This is a genomic window from Roseobacter sp. SK209-2-6, from assembly GCF_000169455.1.
GTDB lineage: Bacteria > Pseudomonadota > Alphaproteobacteria > Rhodobacterales > Rhodobacteraceae > Pseudophaeobacter.
The window spans coordinates 301,626-322,273 of sequence record NZ_AAYC01000001.1 but is presented as its reverse complement, the minus strand read 5'-3'; the positions used below and the strand labels follow the sequence as shown (position 1 = coordinate 322,273).

Annotated in this window: 18 protein-coding genes and 1 pseudogene; 2 read left to right on the top strand and 17 right to left on the bottom strand. The window is 56.4% G+C overall.

Going from position 1 to position 20,648, the window contains the following annotated elements; all coding sequences use genetic code 11:
- The 14 genes from rpoB to RSK20926_RS01605 form a co-directional block, all read right to left on the bottom strand.
- Complete coding sequence (gene rpoB / locus RSK20926_RS01670; protein WP_008204004.1) at positions 1–4,134, bottom strand: DNA-directed RNA polymerase subunit beta; 4,134 nt, start codon at positions 4,132–4,134, stop codon at positions 1–3.
- A 261-nt stretch (positions 4,135–4,395) separates the two neighbouring features.
- On the bottom strand, positions 4,396–4,770 hold the full coding sequence (gene rplL, locus RSK20926_RS01665) for a 50S ribosomal protein L7/L12 (protein WP_008204003.1): 375 nt from the start codon (positions 4,768–4,770) through the stop codon (positions 4,396–4,398).
- An 81-nt stretch (positions 4,771–4,851) separates the two neighbouring features.
- The gene (gene rplJ / locus RSK20926_RS01660; RefSeq protein WP_008204001.1) at positions 4,852–5,370 is read right to left on the bottom strand and encodes a 50S ribosomal protein L10; all 519 of its coding nucleotides are present in this window, start codon (positions 5,368–5,370) and stop codon (positions 4,852–4,854) included.
- 392 nt (positions 5,371–5,762) lie between these two features.
- Positions 5,763–6,143: a hypothetical protein gene (locus tag RSK20926_RS01655; protein ID WP_198136550.1), complete on the bottom strand. Its 381-nt coding sequence runs from the start codon at positions 6,141–6,143 to the stop codon at positions 5,763–5,765.
- Positions 6,144–6,475: 332 nt separating this feature from the next.
- Positions 6,476–7,444: an aldo/keto reductase gene (locus tag RSK20926_RS01650; protein ID WP_008203999.1), complete on the bottom strand. Its 969-nt coding sequence runs from the start codon at positions 7,442–7,444 to the stop codon at positions 6,476–6,478.
- Between the two features lie 92 nt (positions 7,445–7,536).
- Complete coding sequence (locus RSK20926_RS01645; RefSeq protein ID WP_008203998.1) at positions 7,537–8,826, bottom strand: L-fuconate dehydratase; 1,290 nt, start codon at positions 8,824–8,826, stop codon at positions 7,537–7,539.
- Positions 8,826–9,668 (bottom strand): fumarylacetoacetate hydrolase family protein, encoded by an 843-nt coding sequence (locus RSK20926_RS01640; RefSeq protein ID WP_008203997.1) that lies wholly within the window; start codon positions 9,666–9,668, stop codon positions 8,826–8,828. Before RSK20926_RS01640 ends, RSK20926_RS01645 begins: the two co-directional genes overlap by 1 nt.
- 20 nt (positions 9,669–9,688) lie before the next feature.
- Complete coding sequence (locus RSK20926_RS01635; protein WP_008203996.1) at positions 9,689–10,441, bottom strand: SDR family oxidoreductase; 753 nt, start codon at positions 10,439–10,441, stop codon at positions 9,689–9,691.
- A 1-nt stretch (position 10,442) separates the two neighbouring features.
- Positions 10,443–10,772, bottom strand: a complete 330-nt coding sequence (locus tag RSK20926_RS01630) for an L-rhamnose mutarotase (RefSeq protein ID WP_008203995.1) — start codon at positions 10,770–10,772, stop codon at positions 10,443–10,445.
- Positions 10,772–11,881 (bottom strand): mandelate racemase/muconate lactonizing enzyme family protein, encoded by a 1,110-nt coding sequence (locus RSK20926_RS01625; RefSeq protein ID WP_008203994.1) that lies wholly within the window; start codon positions 11,879–11,881, stop codon positions 10,772–10,774. The genes RSK20926_RS01630 and RSK20926_RS01625 overlap by 1 nt, the downstream gene beginning before the upstream one ends.
- Positions 11,882–11,884: 3 nt before the next feature.
- Positions 11,885–12,973: an ABC transporter ATP-binding protein gene (locus tag RSK20926_RS01620; RefSeq protein ID WP_008203993.1), complete on the bottom strand. Its 1,089-nt coding sequence runs from the start codon at positions 12,971–12,973 to the stop codon at positions 11,885–11,887.
- A gap of 5 nt (positions 12,974–12,978) precedes the next feature.
- Positions 12,979–13,842: a carbohydrate ABC transporter permease gene (locus RSK20926_RS01615; protein WP_008203992.1), complete on the bottom strand. Its 864-nt coding sequence runs from the start codon at positions 13,840–13,842 to the stop codon at positions 12,979–12,981.
- A gap of 5 nt (positions 13,843–13,847) precedes the next feature.
- Positions 13,848–14,741, bottom strand: coding sequence for a carbohydrate ABC transporter permease (locus tag RSK20926_RS01610; protein ID WP_008203991.1), 894 nt, complete (start codon positions 14,739–14,741; stop codon positions 13,848–13,850).
- A 71-nt stretch (positions 14,742–14,812) separates the two neighbouring features.
- Positions 14,813–16,135, bottom strand: a complete 1,323-nt coding sequence (locus tag RSK20926_RS01605) for an extracellular solute-binding protein (RefSeq protein ID WP_008203990.1) — start codon at positions 16,133–16,135, stop codon at positions 14,813–14,815.
- A 181-nt stretch (positions 16,136–16,316) separates the two neighbouring features.
- Here RSK20926_RS01605 and RSK20926_RS01600 point away from each other — a divergent pair, with 181 nt between their 5' ends.
- The gene (locus tag RSK20926_RS01600) at positions 16,317–17,114 is read left to right on the top strand and encodes an IclR family transcriptional regulator (RefSeq protein ID WP_008203988.1); all 798 of its coding nucleotides are present in this window, start codon (positions 16,317–16,319) and stop codon (positions 17,112–17,114) included.
- 33 nt (positions 17,115–17,147) lie between these two features.
- A complete protein-coding gene (locus tag RSK20926_RS01595) occupies positions 17,148–17,975 on the top strand; it encodes an amidohydrolase family protein (RefSeq protein ID WP_037253503.1) in 828 nt (275 codons plus the stop codon).
- A gap of 202 nt (positions 17,976–18,177) precedes the next feature.
- Here RSK20926_RS01595 and rplA read toward each other — a convergent pair.
- The 3 genes and pseudogenes from rplA to RSK20926_RS01580 form a co-directional block, all read right to left on the bottom strand.
- Positions 18,178–18,875: pseudogene (gene rplA, locus RSK20926_RS01590) on the bottom strand (50S ribosomal protein L1).
- Between the two features lies 1 nt (position 18,876).
- Complete coding sequence (rplK, locus tag RSK20926_RS01585) at positions 18,877–19,302, bottom strand: 50S ribosomal protein L11 (protein WP_008203984.1); 426 nt, start codon at positions 19,300–19,302, stop codon at positions 18,877–18,879.
- 380 nt (positions 19,303–19,682) lie between these two features.
- Positions 19,683–20,351, bottom strand: coding sequence for a VPLPA-CTERM sorting domain-containing protein (locus tag RSK20926_RS01580; RefSeq protein ID WP_008203982.1), 669 nt, complete (start codon positions 20,349–20,351; stop codon positions 19,683–19,685).
- Positions 20,352–20,648: the final 297 nt, after the last annotated feature.

Below are 20,648 nucleotides of genomic sequence, written 5' to 3'. Positions count from 1 at the left end.
TTACTCTTCTTCCGCATCCAGGAGTTCCATATTCAGGCCGAGGCCGCGGACTTCTTTAACCAGAACGTTGAACGATTCCGGTACGCCCGCCTCGAAGTTATCCTCGCCCTTGACGATGCTCTCATAGACCTTGGTCCGGCCGGCGACGTCATCCGATTTCACGGTGAGCATCTCCTGCAGGGTGTAGGCGGCGCCGTAAGCTTCCAGAGCCCAGACTTCCATCTCACCAAAGCGCTGACCACCGAACTGCGCCTTACCGCCCAGCGGCTGCTGGGTAACCAGGCTGTAAGGCCCGGTCGAACGCGCGTGGATTTTGTCATCCACCAGGTGGTGCAGTTTCAAGAGGTACTTGATGCCAACGGTGACGGGGCGGGCAAACTGCTCACCGGTGCGACCGTCAAACAGGATCGACTGACCAGACTGGTCGAAACCAGCACGCACCAGAGCGTTGTTCACATCATCCTCTTTGGCGCCGTCAAAGACCGGAGTTGCAATCGGAACACCGCGGGTCACATTGCCCGCCGCTTCCAGCAAGTCCTCTTCGGACATATCCGCTAGGCCTTCCTCGTAGACGTTCTCGCCATAGGCGTGCTGCATCGCATCACGCACCGGTGTGAGATCGCCAGAGCGACGGTATTCCTGCAGAGCGTCATCCACCTGGATACCCAGACCGCGCGCGGCCCAGCCCATGTGGGTTTCGAGGATCTGACCAACGTTCATCCGCGAAGGCACGCCCAGAGGGTTCAGACAGAAGTCAACCGGGGTACCATCGGCAAGGAACGGCATGTCTTCCATAGGCACAACCTTGGAAATAACACCTTTGTTGCCGTGACGGCCGGCCATCTTGTCGCCTGGCTGCAGCTTGCGCTTCACCGCGATGAAGACTTTGACCATCTTCATCACACCCGGGGGCAGATCGTCGCCGCGGCGAACCTTCTCGACCTTGTCCTCAAAGCGGGCATCCAGCGCGCGTTTCTGCGCTTCGTACTGCTGGTTCAGCGCTTCGACAACCTGGGCGTCCTGCTCATCCTCGAGGGCGAGCATCCACCACTGACCACGGCTCAGCGATGCCAGCAGGTCCTCGGTGATTTCCACGCCGGAGCGAACCCCTTTGGGGCCTTTGACCGCGGTTTTACCCAGGATCATGCCTTTGAGACGCGCATAGATGTTGCGGTCCAGAATGGTCAGCTCGTCGTCCCGGTCACGGGCCAGACGTTCGACTTCTTCACGCTCGATCTGCAGCGCACGCTCGTCTTTTTCCACACCATGGCGGTTGAAGACGCGGACTTCGACGATTGTACCGTAGTCACCCGGCTTCACGCGCAGCGAGGTGTCGCGAACATCCGAAGCTTTCTCACCAAAGATGGCGCGCAGCAGTTTTTCTTCTGGCGTCATCGGGCTTTCGCCCTTTGGTGTGATCTTACCGACCAGAATGTCGCCCGGCTCCACGTCAGCACCAATGTAGACGATGCCCGCTTCGTCGAGGTTGCGCAGGGCTTCCTCGCCGACGTTGGGGATGTCGCGGGTGATTTCTTCCGGCCCAAGCTTGGTGTCACGGGCGGCGACTTCGAATTCCTCGATGTGGATCGAGGTGAAGACGTCGTCACGCGCGATGCGCTCGGAGATCAGGATGGAGTCTTCGTAGTTGTAGCCATTCCAGGGCATGAAGGCCACGACGACGTTCTTACCCAGCGCCAGTTCACCGATATCGGTGGAAGGGCCATCGGCAATCACTTCGCCCTTGCGGACTTCCTGCCCCACTTTCACCAGCGGACGCTGGTTGATGCAGGTGTTTTGGTTGGAACGCTGGAATTTGCGCATGCGGTAGATGTCAACGCCCGCATCGCCCAGTTCCAGATCCGAGGTGGCGCGGATAACGATACGCTGGGCGTCGACCTGGTCGATGATGCCGCCGCGTTTCGCCATGATCGCAGCACCAGAGTCACGGGCCACAACCTCTTCGATACCGGTACCGACCAGCGGTGCCTCGGCGCGCAGAAGCGGAACCGCCTGACGTTGCATGTTCGAACCCATCAGAGCGCGGTTGGCGTCGTCGTTTTCCAGGAACGGAATAAGCGAAGCCGCAACCGATACCAACTGCTTGGGGCTGACGTCGATCAGGTCAACGCTTTCGCTCGGCGCCAGGGTGTAGTCGCCGGACTGACGGGTCGAGACCAGGTCGTTCTTGAACTTACCGTTCTCATCCAGAGAGGCGTTGGCCTGGGCCACGGTGTGGCGCATCTCTTCGGTCGCCGACATGTAGTGCACTTCGTCGGTCACCTGACCTTCGTTCACCACACGGTAGGGCGTTTCGATGAAGCCATACTTGTTGACGCGCGCAAAGGTCGCCAGCGAGTTGATCAGACCGATGTTCGGGCCTTCCGGCGTTTCAATCGGACACATCCGGCCATAGTGGGTCGGGTGAACGTCGCGGACCTCAAAGCCGGCACGCTCGCGAGTCAGACCGCCGGGCCCAAGCGCCGAGAGACGGCGTTTGTGGGTGACTTCCGACAGCGGGTTGGTCTGGTCCATGAACTGGCTGAGCTGCGAGGAGCCGAAGAACTCACGCACGGCAGCTGCAGCCGGTTTTGCGTTGATCAGATCCTGCGGCATCACGGTGTCGATTTCGACAGAGGACATACGCTCTTTGATCGCGCGCTCCATGCGCAGCAGACCAACGCGGTACTGGTTTTCCATCAGTTCGCCAACGGAGCGCACACGACGGTTGCCCAGGTGGTCGATGTCGTCGACGTCGCCCTTGCCATCACGCAGTTCCACCAGTGCCTTGATACAGGCAACGATGTCTTCCTTGCGCAGGGTGCGCTGGGTGTCTTCTGCATCCAGTGCCAAACGCATGTTCATCTTCACACGACCAACGGCGGAGAGATCGTAGCGCTCAGAGTCGAAGAACAGGGTGTCGAACAGTGAAGACGCCGCTTCTACGGTGGGTGGCTCACCCGGACGCATGACACGGTAGATATCCATGAGCGCGGTTTCGCGACCCATGTTCTTATCAGCCGCCATGGTATTGCGCATGTAGGGGCCAACATTGACGTTGTCGATGTCGAGAACCGGGATCTCGGTGATGCCCGCATCCATCAGTTCCTTCAACGAACCGCCGATCAGCTCACCGTCTTTGTCGTGCTCAAGGGTCAGCTCATCACCAGCTTCGACATAGATCGCGCCGTTTTCTTCGTTGATGATATCCTTGGAGACATATTTGCCCACGATATGATCGAAGGGCACCAGAAGCTCGGTGATGGCACCTTCGTCGATCATTTTCTTCACCGCACGGGGCGTGACCTTCTTGCCTGCTTCGGCAAAGATCTCACCGGTTGCGGCATCGACCAAATCATAGGTCGGGCGGGTTCCGCGCACACGATCAGGGAAGAAGGGTGTGACCCAACCACGGCTCTTTTCGAGCTTGAAGTTCACCGTGTTATAATAGGCATCCATGATGCCTTCCTGGTCCAGCCCCAGAGCATAAAGCAGGGTGGTCACAGGCAGCTTACGGCGACGGTCGATACGGGCGTAGACGATGTCTTTGGCGTCAAACTCAAAGTCCAGCCAGGAGCCGCGGTACGGGATGATGCGGCAGGCGAACAGAAGTTTACCCGAAGAATGGGTCTTGCCTTTGTCGTGGTCGAAGAACACGCCGGGGGAACGGTGCATCTGGGAAACGATCACGCGCTCGGTGCCGTTCACCACAAAGGTGCCGTTCGGGGTCATCAAAGGCATATCGCCCATGAAGACATCCTGTTCCTTGATGTCTTTTACGGACTTCGCGCCAGTGTCTTCGTCGATATCAAAAACGATCAGACGAAGGGTGACCTTCAGCGGTGCCGAGTAGGTCATGTCGCGCTGCATGCACTCTTCGACATCGTATTTGGGTTTTTCAAAGGCGTATTTCACGAACTCCAGCACGGAGGTTTCGTTGAAATCCTTGATCGGGAAAACCGACTGGAAGACACCTTTGATGCCTTCACCGTCCAGCGGCTCGACAGAATCGCCGGAGCGGAGGAACAGATCATAAGAAGATTTTTGAACCTCAATGAGGTTCGGCATATCCAGCACTTCGCGGATTTTGCCGTAATATTTACGTAGACGTTTCTGGCCAAGGAACGTTTGAGCCATGTCAGATGTCACCTTTCGAGTTCTCACCGGTCAAGACTGCCGCCGGGCCCCGGCAGCTTGCCCATACGAGACAGCGCGGTCGGATCAATTCATGGCCACCGTCCCGAATGGCGGCCTCCCGATCCAAGTAAACCTCGCCTGAGAAAAAACCTTAACAAAAAAGGCCCTCTCTGAGACAGGTTCGGCTGGAACCGGATTTCTCCGGATCCAGCCTCATATTCTGTTGGAGTGGCTGCCAGGGCAGCCGCCTCCACAAGCGGCTTAGGCCAGCTCGACTTCGGCGCCAGCTGCTTCCAGCTTGGCTTTGACGTCTTCTGCTTCGGCTTTGTCCACGCCTTCTTTGATCTTGCCGCCAGCTTCGACCAGCTCTTTGGCTTCTTTCAGGCCAAGACCGGTGATGCCGCGAACTTCTTTGATCACGTTGATTTTGGAAGCGCCGGCGTTCTTCAGAACGACGTCGAATTCGGTTTTTTCTTCCTCAGCTGCGCCACCGGCGTCGCCACCGGCTGCCATGACAACTGCGCCGCCGGCTGCGGGCTCGATGCCATATTCGTCTTTGAGGATGGTTTTCAGTTCTTGTGCTTCCAGCAGGGTCAGGCCCACGATGCTTTCTGCGAGTGCTTTCAGATCAGCCATTTTATCAGCTCTTTCCGTTTTCAGTATGTGTGTTCCAACGTGTGAGTTTTTACCCCACGCCAGTCATTCAGTGCCAACCGCTTACGCAGCTTCCGCCTTCTCTTCGATGGTCGAAAGGATGCTTGCGATGTTGCTTGCAGGTGCGCCAATTGCGCCAGCGATGTTGGAAGCCGGTGCGCCAATGCAGCTTGCGATCTGAGCAATAAGCTCGTCGCGAGAAGGCATTTTCGACACGGCAGTAACGCCAGCACGGTCCAGAGCATTCTCACCCATTGCACCGCCAAGGATTTCGAACTTTTTGTTCTCCTTGGCGAAGTCCTCGGCAACCTTGGCCGCAGCCACAGGATCCTCGGAATAGGTCAGAACGGTCATCCCTGTCAGCAGGTCAGACATGCTTTCACACGGCTTACCCTCGAGGGCGATTTTGGCGAGCCTGTTTTTGGCAACACGCACAGACCCACCCGCTTCGCGAGCACGCGCGCGCAGGTCTTGCATCTCAGCAACTGTCAGACCGACGTAGTGGGCTACGACCACAACGCCAGAGCTTTCGAAGATCTGGCCGAGTTCCTCGACCACTTTCTCTTTCTGGGCTCTATCCACAGTTCTCTCCAAATTTGGGATGCTTGCGCATCCCGGCTCATATTTGCCGAACCCGAGGGCCCGGCGTTCAGGTCCGATATACGGGGTTAGCCAAATTCGCCCGAGAGTAGAAAACTCTCGATCTTTTGGGTCTTCCCGTCTCAGGAGGGAAATTAAGACCCGATCGACAGGTCACCCACCATCTTGGACGAAACGCAAAACAGCGCACGACGAATCGCACGCTGGCCTGCTGCAGGTGATTTAGATCGGATTAAGCTCTCTGGCAAGGGCTTAGCCCATCGATCAAAGAGGATTTTGGAGACCATAGCAGAAAACCGCCGGGTTTCCAAATCAAGGCCAGGAACTGCGTCACAGGAGCGGCGCCGAGTCTCGCTTGACCGAAGGCTAAAGCTTTATGACAACTCCCTGCCTGACCACAGGGTAGCGCTAGCAGTGTCGCCATGGTGTCTTAATTTGTGCGCCTCCAGCGAGCTGATGGGAAACATTCCACTGGAATGGCGTTTCCGCCAGAAGGCTATCTGATCGTCAAACACCAAAGCCAGCTCCTCAACCACCTCTTCTGCGATAGCCTTGGCCCGGGCATCAGCTGGCATGTCTTCGCCATAATACTTGTAGTGCTCGTGGGTGAAATGCCCGTAGAACACTGTAACCTCCACATGATCATCGCGGAGAACTATAGGCGCCCAGGACGGATGAATCGGAGGGATGGTTGCAATGATATTCGTATCACCCGTGCCATACTCGATACCCATATTGGAAAACTGTTTCTTCAATTCGGAACCTACAAACTGCTTGAGCAAAGCAAATATCCCTTTTAACCAATCACGTTACTAGAGCCGTCCGAGCCCGACTATGCCAGATCGCTCCCTCTCATCACCAGGGCCGATCTATCGTCACAGGCGCTACATTCCCACACGCACTTAGAACCAAACCAACAAGGGCAGAGAATACTCTGCCTCTTTTCTTTAGTTTCTTACAAATTGATTGCTCAAAAACCCTGATCAGCGCTTACTGTCACACCAGCCCTCAAGCCAGCCCGCTGTGGCGGATGTCTCTCTCTCGTTTTTGCCTCATCCAAACAATCGTGCTTCATCAAGCCTGCTTTTCAAACTTTGAAAGCACTGGAAAACCCTCGCGGCAGCTCAGTGCGCATTGCTGAAAGGTTCCGCCGCAAGGTCGTCGCCTTGGCGGTGCCGATCAAGACTGACGCCGCTAGTTCATGCTGCTTGGCAAAGAGCAGTGCAGCCGTGGCAAGAGGCAGGCCAAGCACCTCGGCGGTTGTTTGCAGCTCAGCCACCTGCGCCAAGATTTCCGGACTGGCGGGCGCGTAGTCATAGGTTGCACCTGCCACCGGTCCCGTTGCCAGGATGCCAGAGTTCAAGACCCCGCCGAGTATAAGACTGGTACCTTGTGCGCGGCAGCGCTGGGTCAGCAGCTCTTCCGCTGAGCGATCCAGCAAGGTCAATCGGCCCGCCAATAGGATCACATCCAGTGGTCCGTGCTGCATAACCTCCAGGCACACCTCATTTTCGTTGACCCCAAGACCAAAGGCGTGGATGCGCCCCTGTTCCTTCAATCGCACCAAGCGCTCGTAGCCGCTGCCTAAAAACGCCTCCAAATGTGCATCATTGTCAGAACCATGGGTATATCGGCCAATGTCATGCACAAAGGCGATATCGATCTTGGTAGTGCCCAGACGCTGCAGGCTGGTTTCAAGCGATGCCTCGATGCCATCGCCAGAATAGTCATAGCGCACAGCATTGGGTAGCGGATCGATAAAGCCGTCGGCCTCGGGCATTGCCTGCCCCGGCGACAACAGGCGGCCCACTTTGGTGGACAAGGTGAAGCTATCGCGTGGCTTGGTTTTCAGAACCTGTCCCAAACGTTGCTCGGACAGGCCCCGACCATAATGCGGCGCGGTATCAAAATAGCGAATACCGGCTCGCCAGGCGGTTTCGATAACATCATACGCCTGGGCATCAGAGACCGCGTGATAGAGATTGCCAATACTGGCACACCCAAAGGAGACTTCGGTCACGATCACGTCGGTATTGCCGATGCGGTTGGTCTTCATAAGGCACCCTTTGGGTTAGGCTAGATAGGCTAGGCTTGATCGTTTGTTTCTCGCAGGGACCACACCCGTAGAATTTTTTTGGAGGTACAGGTTTACTCTGCTGCCAGCGCGGGTTGGAAACGATAGGTCGCAATAGACTCCGGTTTCATCTCGATTGAGAAACCCGGTTGGCTTGGCGCCTGATAGGCCCCATTTTTAACCACACAAGGATCCACAAAATGCTCATGCAGGTGGTCGACATACTCAATGCGCTTGTCGTCTTTTTCACCGGTGATTGCGATGTAATCGATCATTGAGAGATGCTGCACATATTCGCATAGCCCGACACCCCCGGCATGAGGCCAGACCGGAAGACCATATTTGGCCGCCATCAGCTGCACCGCCAGCACCTCATTGAGACCTCCAAGGCGGCAGCTGTCAATTTGCACAAAGTCAATCGCCCCATGGGCAATGAACTGTTTGAACAGGATACGATTCTGGCACATCTCACCTGTGGCAACCTTGATCGGCGCCACGCCGTCGCGGATTTTTCGATGGCCCAGAACATCATCCGGGCTTGTTGGCTCTTCGATGAACAGCGGCTTGGCAAAGCCCAGCGCTTTGACCCATTCTATGGCCTGATCCACGTCCCATACCTGATTTGCGTCGATCATGATGTTCATCTCATCACCCAGCTCTTCGCGGGCAATGGTCAGGCGGCGAATGTCATCCTGCAGATCACGACCCACTTTGAACTTGGTATGGGTGAACCCGGCCTCTCTCGCCTCGCGGCACAGACGGCGCAGTTTGTCATCCGGATAGCCCAGCCATCCGGCCGAGGTGGTGTAGCAGGGGTAGCCTTCGGCCTTCAACTTGGCGATGCGATCGGCTTTGCCGGGTTCTGCCTTCCGCAAGAGTTCCAGGGCTTCGTCGCGCGTGAGCACATCACTCATGTAGCGGAAATCCACCAATGAGACGATCTCTTCCGGAGTCATTTCGCCAACCAACTGCCAGACAGGTTTACCCGCTTCTTTGGCGAGCAAGTCCCAGACAGCGTTGATCACCGCGCCTGTGGCTAGGTGGATGGCTCCCTTGTCCGGTCCGATCCACCGCAGCTGACTATCGCCTGTGACATGGCGCCAAAACCGGCCCATATCTTCGCGGATCCAGTCAAGCTCCACGTCAATCAACAGGTGCTGCATCGCCCGTATGGCCGCGACACAGATCTCATTGCCGCGCCCAATGGTGAAGGTCAGCCCGTGGCCTTCATGATCCCCATCCGTTTCCAACACCACGTAAGCGGCAGAGTAGTCCGGATCAGGGTTCATCGCATCAGAGCCATCCAAGGATGCTGAGGTTGGAAAGCGCAGATCGTGAATGCGCAATGCGGTGATTTGAACCATCAGCCCGCCACCACACTCTGTGTCTGCACGCCAAGGCCTTCGATGCCCAGTTCCATCTTATCACCGGGTTTGAGATAGGTTTCCGGCTTCTGCCCCATACCGACACCGGGCGGTGTCCCGGTGGAGATCACATCACCCGGCTGTAAGCTCATGAATTGAGAAAGGTGAGAAATCACCGTGGCCACATCAAAATGCATCGTTCTGGTAGAACCATCCTGATACCGATGGCCATTGACCTCCAGATACATCTCCAAATTCTGCGGGTCGGCCACTTCATCGCGCGTCACCAACCACGGGCCAATGGGGCCAAAAGTATCGCAGGATTTACCTTTCACCCACTGACCAGAGCGGTGAAGTTGGAAATCACGTTCAGACAGATCATTGACCACGCAATAGCCGGCCACATGATCCAGCGCCTCTTCCTTGGTCACATATTTGGTGTGTTTGCCAATCACCACGCCCAGCTCAACCTCCCAGTCGGATTTGACCGAGGTGCGCGGAATTTCAACGTCATCGTTGGGCCCACAGATGGCTGATGTCGCCTTAAAGAAAATCACCGGCTCCTCCGGCAGCTCCATCCCGGCCTCCGCCGCATGATCTGCGTAGTTCAAGCCGATACAGATAAACTTACCCACCTGCCCCACGCAGGCACCCAGGCGCGGCTCATCTGCAACCAAAGGAAGGCTCGACGGGTCAAGCTCACGCAGTTTGGCAAGGCTTTCATCACTCAACATGTCACCTGCCAGATCGCCAATCACATCAGACAGGCAGCGGATATTGCCCTCTTGGTCCAGCATCCCCGGCTTTTCCGCGCCCAATGCGCCATATCGCAACAGTTTCATCTCTTGTTCTCCTAAAACTCTTATACCGACCAGCCGCCATCGATGGCGTGGGTCTGACCTGTGGTAAAGGCGCTGTCATCTGACGCCAAATAGAGCGCCAATGAGGCGATTTCCTCAGCGGTTCCAATCCGGCCCATAGGTTGGCGGGCAACAAAATCTTTCAGCGCCTGCTCATAGTTGCCAGTGGCACGCAAACGACCATGCATCGAGGGACTGTCCACCGTGCCGGGGCAGATCGCATTGCAGCGGATGCCCTTGGTCACGTAGTCGGCAGCGACAGATTTGGTCAAACCGATCACCGCGCCTTTGGAGGCGCAATAGGCAAAGCGATTGGGCACACCTTTGATCGAAGAGGCCACAGAGGACATATTGATGATCGAACCACCGCCCTGCTCCAGCATGGCTGGTAAAGTCAGTTGGATCAGCCGGTACATCGCCTTCACGTTCAGATCAAAGCTGAAATCCCAATCCTTCTCGCTACAATCCAGAATGGTGCCATTGGCCACATAGCCAGCGCAATTGAACAGTACATCCAAAGCCGGGAGATCCTTGGCCGCAGATGTCACCGCTGCGCTGTCGGTCACGTCCAGCCGCAGGGCGGTAACGCCATCAATGCCCGCGAGCTCGGCCAGCGCCTCTTCGTTGATGTCACTGGCAATCACCTGCGCGCCCTCAGCGGCAAAGAGCGCAGCGGTAGCGCGGCCAATGCCCTGGCCTGCGGCGGTGATCAATGCGGTTTTTCCGGCCAAACGGCCCTCTTTCTCTGTCATCATCTCAATCCGTGTGAAAAACTTCGTCCATCATTGCCCATTGCTCTCCCTCCTTGCGGGTGGCGAGCGGAGACTGGCAGGGATCAGTGTGTGCCCACCATTCCTGTGTCCGTGGGTCCTTGGCCATATCGGCCATATCGGCGGCAAAATCCTCACCGTGATATTCCCAATACCCAAACAGCAGGTTCTCTGGTTCACGCAAGAATATGCTGTAGTTGCGAATATTGCTGGCCTTGATCTGCCTCTGCACATCAGGCCAGACAGCCGCATGCAACCGTTTGTATGTATCGATCATCTCGGGTTTTACACCGATCACCATGCCCATGCGTTGCATTATGCATCTCCCTTGATCGTGATTGGCTGCGACAGGGCATCCAGCCGCTGCCAGTCCCACCGAATGCCCAAACCCGGATCGGGGCTGACATGGGCCATGCCATCCTTGACCATCATGCCCGTCTCGGTAATGCCATCAAGCTGGGGGATGTATTCCAGCCATTGGGCATTTGGCACCGCACAGACCAACGGCAGGTGCAGCTCCATCAGGAAATGCGGACAGACCATGACGTTAAAGGCCTCAGCCAGATGCGCTACCTTCAGCCAGGGGGTGATGCCGCCAATGCGGGCTACATCCACCTGCACGATCGAGGCTGCCCCAGATTGCAGATAGTCCTTGAACTGGCTCAGCGAATACATGCTTTCACCCACCGCAATCGGCACGCTAGAGCGGCGCGCCAGCTCCTGATGCGCTGCCACATCGTCTGCGGGCATTGGCTCCTCAAACCAGCCGACTCCGTAGTCTTCCAGCATGCGCGCCCTGCGGATCGCTTCGGACAGGGTAAAACCCTGATTGCCGTCAGTCAGGATTTCATAGCCCGGCCCAACCGCGTCGCGTACCGCCGCGAGGCGCGCGGCATCCTCAGAAAGATGCGCGCGCCCAATCTTTATTTTTGAGCCCTTGAAGCCCTGCGACTGCATCGCCAGCGCGTCCTCGACCAGAGCTTGCGGGCTGAGATGGAGCCAGCCTCCTTCGGTCGAATAGAGCGGAATGCAATCGCGACTACCGCCTGCCGCTTTCCAAAGGGGCAAACCCTGTTTACGACAACGCAGGTCCCAAAGGGCGGTATCGATCGTGGCCAGCGCCAGCGAGGTAATGGCCCCGACCGCAGTGGCGTGGGTGGCAAAGAGCAGGTCGCGCCAGATGCCTTCGATCCGCTCCGCATCCTGGCCAATCAGACGTGGCAGCAGGGTTTGCTCCAACAGCGCCAAGACTGAGGGCCCGCCGGTGCCAATGGTGTAGCTGTAACCTGTGCCACAGGCGCCATCGCTGTCATACAGCGTCAGGATCGGTGTTTCCTGACAGACAAAAGACTGGATCGCATCGACCCGCTCCACCTTTGGAGCAAGGTCCACCATGCGTAGCTCGACATGTGTGATCAGCGCCATGGGTTAGCCCCGCACCGCTAGGCCAGATGTCGCGTCAAACACATGGCATTTGTCCAGCATCAGGCGAAAGCGCAACTGCTCCCCCGGCGCTACCGGGCGCGGATTAAACATCTTGGCCTGCACCTCGCCCCCCGCCATTTTAGTAAAGAGAAGGGTCTCAGTTCCAAGCGGCTCTGTCAGCGTGACCGGAAGGTCCAGCTCATAGACTGCGCCTTCGTCTTCCACCGCATGCCCGACTGGCATCAGATTATCCGCGCGGAAACCAAACTTTACCGCCTGCCCCTCCCGGAGTGCACCTGCGGTGACCGGGACCGGCACAGTGATACCACCGTCGAGAGTAATCTGGCCTTGCCGCACCACACCATCAACAAGGTTCATCGGAGGCGAGCCGATAAAGGTTGCCACAAAGGTATCAACCGGGGTGTTGAACAGTTCCAGCGGGGTGCCGACCTGAACGATATGACCATCCCGCATCAGCACAATCCGATCCGCCAGGGTCATCGCCTCAACCTGGTCATGGGTCACGTAGATGATTGTGCTTTCGACCTTTTGATGCAGTTTCTTGATCTCAACCCGCATCTGGGTGCGCAGCTTGGCGTCGAGATTGGACAGCGGCTCGTCAAATAGGAAAACATCCGGATGACGCACAATAGCGCGCCCCATGGCGACCCGCTGACGCTGACCACCTGAAAGCGCGGCAGGCTTGCGGTCCATCAGTTCATTCAGCCCCAGAATGCTTGCGGCCTCATCCACCGCCTTTGCGATCTCTGCTTCAGGCTGCTTGGCAATTCTCAGGCTGAAGCCGAGGTTTTCGCGGACAGTCATATGCGGATAAAGCGCATAGTTCTGGAAGACCATGGAGATATTGCGCTCGCGCGGAGGCAGGTCATTTACAACCCGTCCGCCGATGGCAACCTCACCGCCAGAGATGTCCTCCAGACCGGCAATCATACGCAGGGTGGTGGACTTACCACAGCCCGAAGGACCAACCAGCACAACAAACTCACCATCGTGAATGTCCAGATCGATACCGTGCACTGCTTGATGCTGGCCGTATTTCTTTACGACTTGGGAAAGGGTTACTTCGGTCATTTCCGTTATCCTTTGACACCGCCGAAAGTCAGACCGGCGATCAAGTGTTTCTGCACAATAAAGGTGAGGATCAGGGCGGGAACGATCATCAGGACCGCTAAGGCACACATACCGCCCCAGTTGATTGTGAACTCCGCCGTGAAATCCAAAAGACCAACGGGCATGGTCTTACTGCCTACTGAGCGGGTCAATTGGGAGGCTAGCGCGAACTCGTTCCATGAGGTCAGAAAGGCAAAGATCGCAGCAGAGGCCACACCGGAGCGGGCAACAGGAAATTCCACTTTCCAGAAGGCCTGCCAGCGGGTGCAGCCATCGATCTCTGCCGCCTCATGCAGCTCTCGGGGAATTTGGCGAAAGAAGCCGTCTGTAAGCCAAATCGTGAAGGGCACATTCATCGCCACATAGGCCAAGATCAGCCCAAGATGCGTGTCGATAATGCCCGCTTTGGCAAAGACGATGAACAAGGGCAGCGAGAGCGCCACGCCGGGTACAGCCCGAAACAGCATAAGCCCCACAAAGTAGCCATTCTTCCCTTTGAACCGATAGCGGGCAAAGGCGTAGCCGCCGGACATACCGATCAGAATGGCGATCAGGGTAGAGGTGACGGACACGATCAACGAGTTCCGAAAGTAACTGAAAACCGGCACCCCGCCCTCTCCAGCACCTGCGAACATGGCGCGATAATGCTCCAGCGTAAAACTCGGCACCCAGATCGCCGGTTTGGCCATGATCTCCACAGTTGGGCGGAACGAGTTCAGCACAATCCAAAGCCCAGGAATGCAGATAATCATCATGGTCAGAAACAGACCGGTGAAATGCAGAGCTTTGAGCGCGCGGCGACGGTTGCGGTGAGATTGATTGCGATCCATATGCCTTACCCCGCCATGCCCAACTCAGCGCGTGCGGCGCTCAGCTTGCGGAAGAAATAGATGGTGAAGAGGATAGATAGGATGATGGAGACATAGCCCATGGCATTGGCCAGCCCCATGCGAGCATCCACATAACCCGTGCGGCTCATCAGGGTCCAAAGCAATTCGGTCCGCCGTGCGGGGCCACCGCCGGTCATGATCTGCACGATGTCATAAGCGCGGGCCACATCCAGGCTCCGGATGGTCATCGCGATATAGATAAATGGCATCAGAAACGGCAGTGTGATGTGACGAAAGCTCTGCCAGGGGGTGCATCCATCCACCTTAGCGGCCTCGAGCGGGTCACGCGGCATCGCAAAGAGGCCAGCAAGGATCAGTATCGCAAAGACCGAGGTGCTCATCCAGATTTCAGCAAACATAATCGAGAACATCGCCAGTTTACCGTCCACCAGCCAGGGCAGTGCGGCATCAAAGCCCATGGATTGCAGCACGTTGTTCACAAGGCCGATATTGTCGTTGAAGATGAACTTGAACTGAAAGCCCACAAGGATCGGCGAGAACATCATCGGAAACATCAAAATGGTGCGCAGAGTGCGCTGCCCCCATGTGACCTTGTTCATCATCAAGGCAATGCCAAGCCCCAGGAGCAACTCCAGATTCAATACAATCGTCAAAAACAGCACGGTGCGCCCAAAGGCTGCCCAGAACTTCGCGTCGCTCAGGATCTTTTCGTAGTTATAGGTGCCCACCCATTTCCAAAGGGTCGACGGGCGGGTCAGCTTATAGGGCGTAAAGCTGGAGTAGAGCGAGAAGAGAAGTGGGATCAGTACCACTGCGGCAATCACAATGATCGCAGGCAACAGCAAGACGAACCACTCGGGCAAGCGGCGACGGGTCATTTCGCACCTTTGTTTGAGTTGAAGGGCGGTTCAAAGGCAGTCTAACCCCGCCTTCGAACCTATGAGAAGGCCTAGTAGTAGCCGGACTCACGCATGAGTTCATCTACGGCCTCTGCCGCATCATCCAATGCTTCTTTTACGGATTTGTCGCCGACAATAGCCGCCTGCAGCTCTGGGAATACGATATTTGTGCTCTCACCCCATTCCGGGATTGGTGGCACCGCAAAGGCATATTTGGCCCCTTCTGCGAAGGCCTCCAGCGCCTCGGCGCGGAACGGATCATCCCCCGCCTTCGCAGCAGCGACATTGGCCTCCCACACAGCGGAGCGGGTTGGCAGCGATCCTCCAGCGCTCTCTGCAAGCTGGCTCTCTTCACTGGTCAGGAACATGACCAATGAGGCCGCTGCCTCTTTGTTGGCGCAGTCATTGGTGACAGAGAAACCATGGTGTCCCGACCAACCCGTGCGCGTGACCGAGCCCATTGGCTGCACGGCCACACCAACATTGCCGGCCGCCTTGGAGGATTCAGGATCATTGAAGAAACCAGCCCAGCCTGGCCAATCCAGGTTCAGCGCGACGGTGCCAGAAGCGAAGCCCTGCCCCAGATCATCCCAGACATAAGAGGTGGTGCCAGCGGGAACCGCCTTTGCGTCGTAAAGGTCAACGAACCACTGCAAGGCACGCTGGCCCGCGTCAGAATTGAAGATCGGCTTTTTGTTTTCGTCCAGATAGTTACCACCTTCGGCCACGACCATCTCGTAGAAACGCCCCACGATGGCTTCATCCTTGCCCGCATATTGCGTGCCATAGAAATTTGGCGGATCCGCAAAGAAGATAGACTGATCCTTCATCTGTGCCCAGGTCTCTGGCACCGCAAGGTCATAGCCATATTCCGTCTTGAAGGCGGCTGCTTTGTCGGCGTCCTCATAGTTGGATTTCAAATAGTAGAGCACAGAGACATCGAATTGCGCGCGCGGCAGCATCAGCAGCTCACCACCAACGGTGGAGGCACCGATATTGCCCTGCACAAACTCAGCTACAACATCCGCAGGTACCAGATCATTTAGGTCGGCATAAAGGCCCTCGTACTGCGGCGCAAATGAAGAGTGGTTGGAGCCGACGCACCAATTGGTGGTGCCCGCCGCCATGTCGGATTTGATCTCCTTGTCGATCTCAAAGTGACTTTTCTTGGAGATGATTTTTACAGTCGCACCGGTGGCCGCTTCCCATTCTGCTATGCGTCCATAGAGGCCTTCATACTGCTGACCCCCAATTAACTTCGCTTCGATGGTCACCCCAGAATGATCGCCCCAATCCGCCGCAAGCGCCGATTCGGGGGCCGCGACCAGCGCGGAGCACGCCATCAAACCCATAATAGCTTTAGCTTTTTGCATCAGATCCTCCCTGAGATGCCAATCTTTGCGACCACCCTCCCAGCGGCCTGTATTTGTATGTAAAGCATTTGTTCAGATACAAATCAAGCTTGACTTACACCACCTCCAAGGCAAAACTCCCCTATAAGGAGGCACGCCGCCTCTGCTATGGGGCGTGCAGGACTTTGATGTGGGACAGGGTATGGCCGAGAAAGACGACAAGTACCGCGCACCGGCGTTGGAAAAAGGTTTGGACATTATCGAGCTGCTTGCCAGCCACGGAGAGGGGCTGACACAGGGTGAGGTGGCCAAGGCCCTGGAACGCTCCCCGAGCGAAATCTACCGCATGCTTTCCACACTAGTGCGCCGCAGCTATGTAATCCGCTCCCTGTCCGGCGATCGGTATTCCCTCAGTCTCAAGATGTTTTCAATCAGCCAGCGCCATCCCCCCATTGGGCGTGTGATCGAGGCTGCCCTTCCCCGTATGCGCGCCATCACGCGCAAAGCCTGGCAATCCTGCCACATGGGCATGGAAAGCAACGGTGACGTCGTGATCGTCGCCTCAGCCGAGTCCCCCGGCAACTGGGGGCTTGCACTAAAGACAGGGACTGTCATCGGCTTATGGAATACGGGCACGGGGCGGGTACTTGCCGCGTTTCGCTCTGATGAAGAGGTGAACGACCTGATTGCGCAGCACCGGCAGGCGGTGGGCGAACCCAGCTTGGATCGCGCAGAGTTTGACGCCCATATCCAGCGCATCCGCACTGTGGGATTTGAGAAAATGCCATCGGCAACCGCCATTGGCGTGACCAATATTGCCTTTCCGATTTTTGGCCCCTCGGGCCATGCAGCAGCGGTTCTGTCCTGCCCCTATCTGGAGCGGGTGGATGATCTAGAAGTGCCCTGTCTGGACGAGATTGTCGAAATGTATGGCGCCTTGGCACGAGAACTGAGCGGGATCTACGGCGGAGAGGCCCCGGACTTCACGCCAGAAACTTAGGATGCTTGCCCAAGAGACATGGGGGACCAGCGCATGAAAATCGATGCCCATCAGCATTTCTGGAAGCTCTCGCGCGGCGATTACAGCTGGCTAAGCCCAGAATTGAAACCGCTTTACCGGGACTTTGGGCCGGAGGACTTGAAACCTCTCCTGGAAGCAGCCGGTATAACGGGCAGCATTGCGGTGCAGGCGGCGGACACGGAGGAAGACACCGAATACCTTCTATCTCTCACCCAGGACCACGACTGGATCTTGGGTGTTGTTGGCTGGACAGATCTCGAAGCGCCCGACGCTCCGGCAAAAATCGAACGTATGGCGCAGCACCCCAAACTCCTCGGCCTGAGGCCAATGATTCAAGACATCGAAGACGATCGCTGGATGCTCAACTCCAGTTTGCGCCCAGCACTTGACGCCATGGTGGCACATGATCTGACCTTTGATGCCCTGGTGATGCCACGCCATCTGAAACACCTGTTGGAGTTTCTAGAGATCTATCCCGATCTGCGCGTTGTGGTCGATCACTGCGCCAAACCCGAAATACGCGACAGGCATTTTGATACCTGGGCAGCTGATATGACCAAAATCGCCCAGTACAGCAGGGTGTTTTGCAAGCTATCAGGTCTGGCAACCGAAGCCGCACCCGGTTGGCGCCCAGAGGATCTGACCCCCTATTTCACCAAGATCCTTCAGGTCTTCTCTCCCGCTCGGGTCCTATATGGATCCGACTGGCCCATCCTGAATTTGGCATCCGACTATGACACCTGGCTAAGCATCGTCCAGGACATTGCCGCAGATCATAGTCAGGAGATTTTTGCAAATTCAGCACAAAGAGCTTACCCACGGCTGAACCTGATCCACTAAAACACGTCGTTCCAAACCCACCGCCCCGCGCCCTCTCTTCAGGACAGCTACTGGCGCATCGTCTCCTTCAGTGAAAACGTGGAATAATCCTGACTGCAAAAACCGCATAGGCCGCGCCTTCGATCGGCGCAAAAATTACTCTGCCCAAAGAAAAAGGGGCGGAGGATTTCCCCGCCCCTTCGAAAAACTCTGTACCGAATGATTATTCGGAAACCGCGTTGTCAACACTGACGGTCACGCCAGGACCCATGGTCGAGGAGAGCGCGATTTTCTTCATGTAAGCACCTTTGGCACCCGATGGCTTCGCCTTTGCCACAGCGCTGATGAAGGCACGGACGTTTTCGACCAGCTTAGCTTCGTCAAAGGAGGCTTTGCCGACGCCTGCGTGTACAACGCCGCCTTTTTCAGCTTTGAACTGAACTTCACCGCCCTTGGCAGCTTCCACGGCCGCTTTCACGTCCATGGTCACGGTACCGACTTTGGGGTTTGGCATCAGGTTGCGTGGGCCGAGGATCTTACCCAGACGACCAACGACAGGCATCATGTCAGGAGTGGCGATGCAGCGATCGAAATCGATGTTGCCGCCCTGGATGGCTTCCATCAGGTCTTCTGCGCCGATCACGTCTGCACCAGCTTCTTTTGCTTCGTCAGCTTTAGCGCCACGGGCAAAAACAGCAACGCGCATGGCTTTGCCGGTTCCGTTGGGCAGGCCAACAACGCCGCGCACCATCTGGTCTGCGTGACGGGTGTCAACGCCCAGGTTCATGGCGATTCAACGGTCTCGTCGAATTTGGAGGTTGCGTAGGATTTCACCAGTGCAACTGCTTCTTCAACGGTCAGGTCAGCTTTGCCAGCGAAGGCTTCGCGCGCGGCGCGGGTACGTTTTCCGAGCTTTGCCATCTTACTTCACCTCGATGCCCATGGAGCGGGCAGAGCCCAGGATGATCTGCATAGCCGCTTCGATGTCGTTGGCGTTCAGATCTTTCATCTTCGCTTCGGCGATTTCTTTCACCTGAGCGGGGCTGACGTAACCAACGGTTTCACGCGACGGGTTGTTGGCGCCGGATTTAATCTTAGCAGCCTTCTTCAGGTAGTAAGACGCAGGGGGCGTCTTGATGTCCATGGTGAAGGACTTATCCTGATAGTAGGTGATCACGGTTGGGCAAGGTGCGCCTGGCTCCATGTCTGCGGTCTTGGCGTTGAACGCCTTGCAGAATTCCATGATGTTGATGCCGCGCTGACCCAGAGCCGGGCCCACTGGCGGGGAGGGGTTTGCCTGACCTGCAGGAACCTGCAGCTTCATCGAACCAACAAGCTTCTTAGCCATTTGGTTGTCCTTTCAACGAGGGCGGGACGCGTCCTGCCCGGAGAATGTTGCGTGGTCGGATTTCAGGATCGCGATCCCTTGATCTCCCACGAGAGAATCTCGCCCTAAGACGATAGAGGCGGCATGTACAGGTGATCAAAGGCTTTGGCAAGCGAAATACCCTATTAATAAGGGGATTCCGCCTTCACAACATCGCCTTCTTTCTAGGCGCCCCAATGCAGCAGTACAGCCTTAAAGAAAAAGGCATGGACAGATTGGCAGAACCTCAATTCAAATCCGTACTAGGCCAAAGCAAAGAGGCGCCAGAATTCCCCGGCACCCCTTGGTTTTCATCTAGAACCATCTCGCGCAACAAATGCGCCAGGTGTTCTATCCAGCTATCAAGCCGCTTTCTGTTTGCGACGGTTGCGCAGCAGAGCTGCACCACCCAGAGCGGTTAGAAGAAGCGGCAGACCGGCAGGCAGCGGTACCGCAGCAACAGACAAGGTCACATTGTCGAGCGCCCAATGATCATATGCACTCCCACTGTTCCGCACCTGCAGGAAAGACAACAATGTAGAGCCAGTCTGAGCTGCCCCAGGAAGTGCCACCACTGCAGTTGCGAGGTCGCCGTGATAGGTGTTGTCTTCAGTATCGATGCGGAAGAATTCTGCAAATGTGCTGCCACCGTCTACAGAATAGGCAACGATGAAGTCTTCGCTTCCATCAGCATTTTCAAAGGATCCGTAGGGAGTAGATCCGCTTGTTCCGAACAGGAAATCAAAGGAGATGCTCGCGGTTGAAGAAAGGTTCAAAGCGCCGGTCGTGGCGTGACGCAACTGCCCACCTGTATGCAGAGTATTCACACCAGCAGGGGTTGTTCCAACCGTGGAACCTCCGCCGGTGAATGACAGGGCGGCATTTGATGGGTTACCGGATTCTGTTCGGAAGCCAAACCCGCTGGCAGAATCAAAGATCGACGGCAAGGTCTGATCGTTGAAGTCATATGTTGTTGCTGATGCCTGCGTACCGATAAATGCGGCTGCACAGGCCGCGAAAAAGGTTTTCATCTTCCCACTCCAGATATTGCCTAACGGAACAATCGCTAAATTCAAGATTTGTTAACTTTAAGTCAACGCGTGAGCTTATCTAAGGCGCACCTCTTTCTGTCAACGCCCCTCAGCCCACTCAGTTTTCAGCACCTAGGGAGTTTCCACGAACTACCCGCCCGGCTTTGTCCCCAGGAAATCGGCAATCGCGCGCAAAACGACCAGATATTGTTGGCCTTTTAAGAAAAAACCCATCTCTTTCCCACTATTAGGAAAAGGAAAAAGAAAAGCCGCGATACCAAGGCATCGCGGCGCAAA

Excerpts from the sequence above, each read along its gene's own strand:
- rpoB (WP_008204004.1), bottom strand. The coding sequence starts at position 4,134 with ATGGCTCAAACGTTCCTTGGCCAGAAACGTCTACGTAAATATTACGGC.
- rplL (WP_008204003.1), bottom strand. The coding sequence starts at position 4,770 with ATGGCTGATCTGAAAGCACTCGCAGAAAGCATCGTGGGCCTGACCCTG.
- RSK20926_RS01650 (WP_008203999.1), bottom strand. The coding sequence starts at position 7,444 with ATGAAGACCAACCGCATCGGCAATACCGACGTGATCGTGACCGAAGTC.
- RSK20926_RS01645 (WP_008203998.1), bottom strand. The coding sequence starts at position 8,826 with ATGGTTCAAATCACCGCATTGCGCATTCACGATCTGCGCTTTCCAACC.
- RSK20926_RS01640 (WP_008203997.1), bottom strand. The coding sequence starts at position 9,668 with ATGAAACTGTTGCGATATGGCGCATTGGGCGCGGAAAAGCCGGGGATG.
- RSK20926_RS01635 (WP_008203996.1), bottom strand. The coding sequence starts at position 10,441 with ATGATGACAGAGAAAGAGGGCCGTTTGGCCGGAAAAACCGCATTGATC.
- RSK20926_RS01630 (WP_008203995.1), bottom strand. The coding sequence starts at position 10,772 with ATGCAACGCATGGGCATGGTGATCGGTGTAAAACCCGAGATGATCGAT.
- RSK20926_RS01625 (WP_008203994.1), bottom strand. The coding sequence starts at position 11,881 with ATGGCGCTGATCACACATGTCGAGCTACGCATGGTGGACCTTGCTCCA.
- RSK20926_RS01620 (WP_008203993.1), bottom strand. The coding sequence starts at position 12,973 with ATGACCGAAGTAACCCTTTCCCAAGTCGTAAAGAAATACGGCCAGCAT.
- RSK20926_RS01615 (WP_008203992.1), bottom strand. The coding sequence starts at position 13,842 with ATGGATCGCAATCAATCTCACCGCAACCGTCGCCGCGCGCTCAAAGCT.
- RSK20926_RS01610 (WP_008203991.1), bottom strand. The coding sequence starts at position 14,741 with ATGACCCGTCGCCGCTTGCCCGAGTGGTTCGTCTTGCTGTTGCCTGCG.
- RSK20926_RS01605 (WP_008203990.1), bottom strand. The coding sequence starts at position 16,135 with ATGCAAAAAGCTAAAGCTATTATGGGTTTGATGGCGTGCTCCGCGCTG.
- RSK20926_RS01600 (WP_008203988.1), top strand. The coding sequence starts at position 16,317 with ATGGCCGAGAAAGACGACAAGTACCGCGCACCGGCGTTGGAAAAAGGT.
- RSK20926_RS01595 (WP_037253503.1), top strand. The coding sequence starts at position 17,148 with ATGAAAATCGATGCCCATCAGCATTTCTGGAAGCTCTCGCGCGGCGAT.
- rplK (WP_008203984.1), bottom strand. The coding sequence starts at position 19,302 with ATGGCTAAGAAGCTTGTTGGTTCGATGAAGCTGCAGGTTCCTGCAGGT.
- RSK20926_RS01580 (WP_008203982.1), bottom strand. The coding sequence starts at position 20,351 with ATGAAAACCTTTTTCGCGGCCTGTGCAGCCGCATTTATCGGTACGCAG.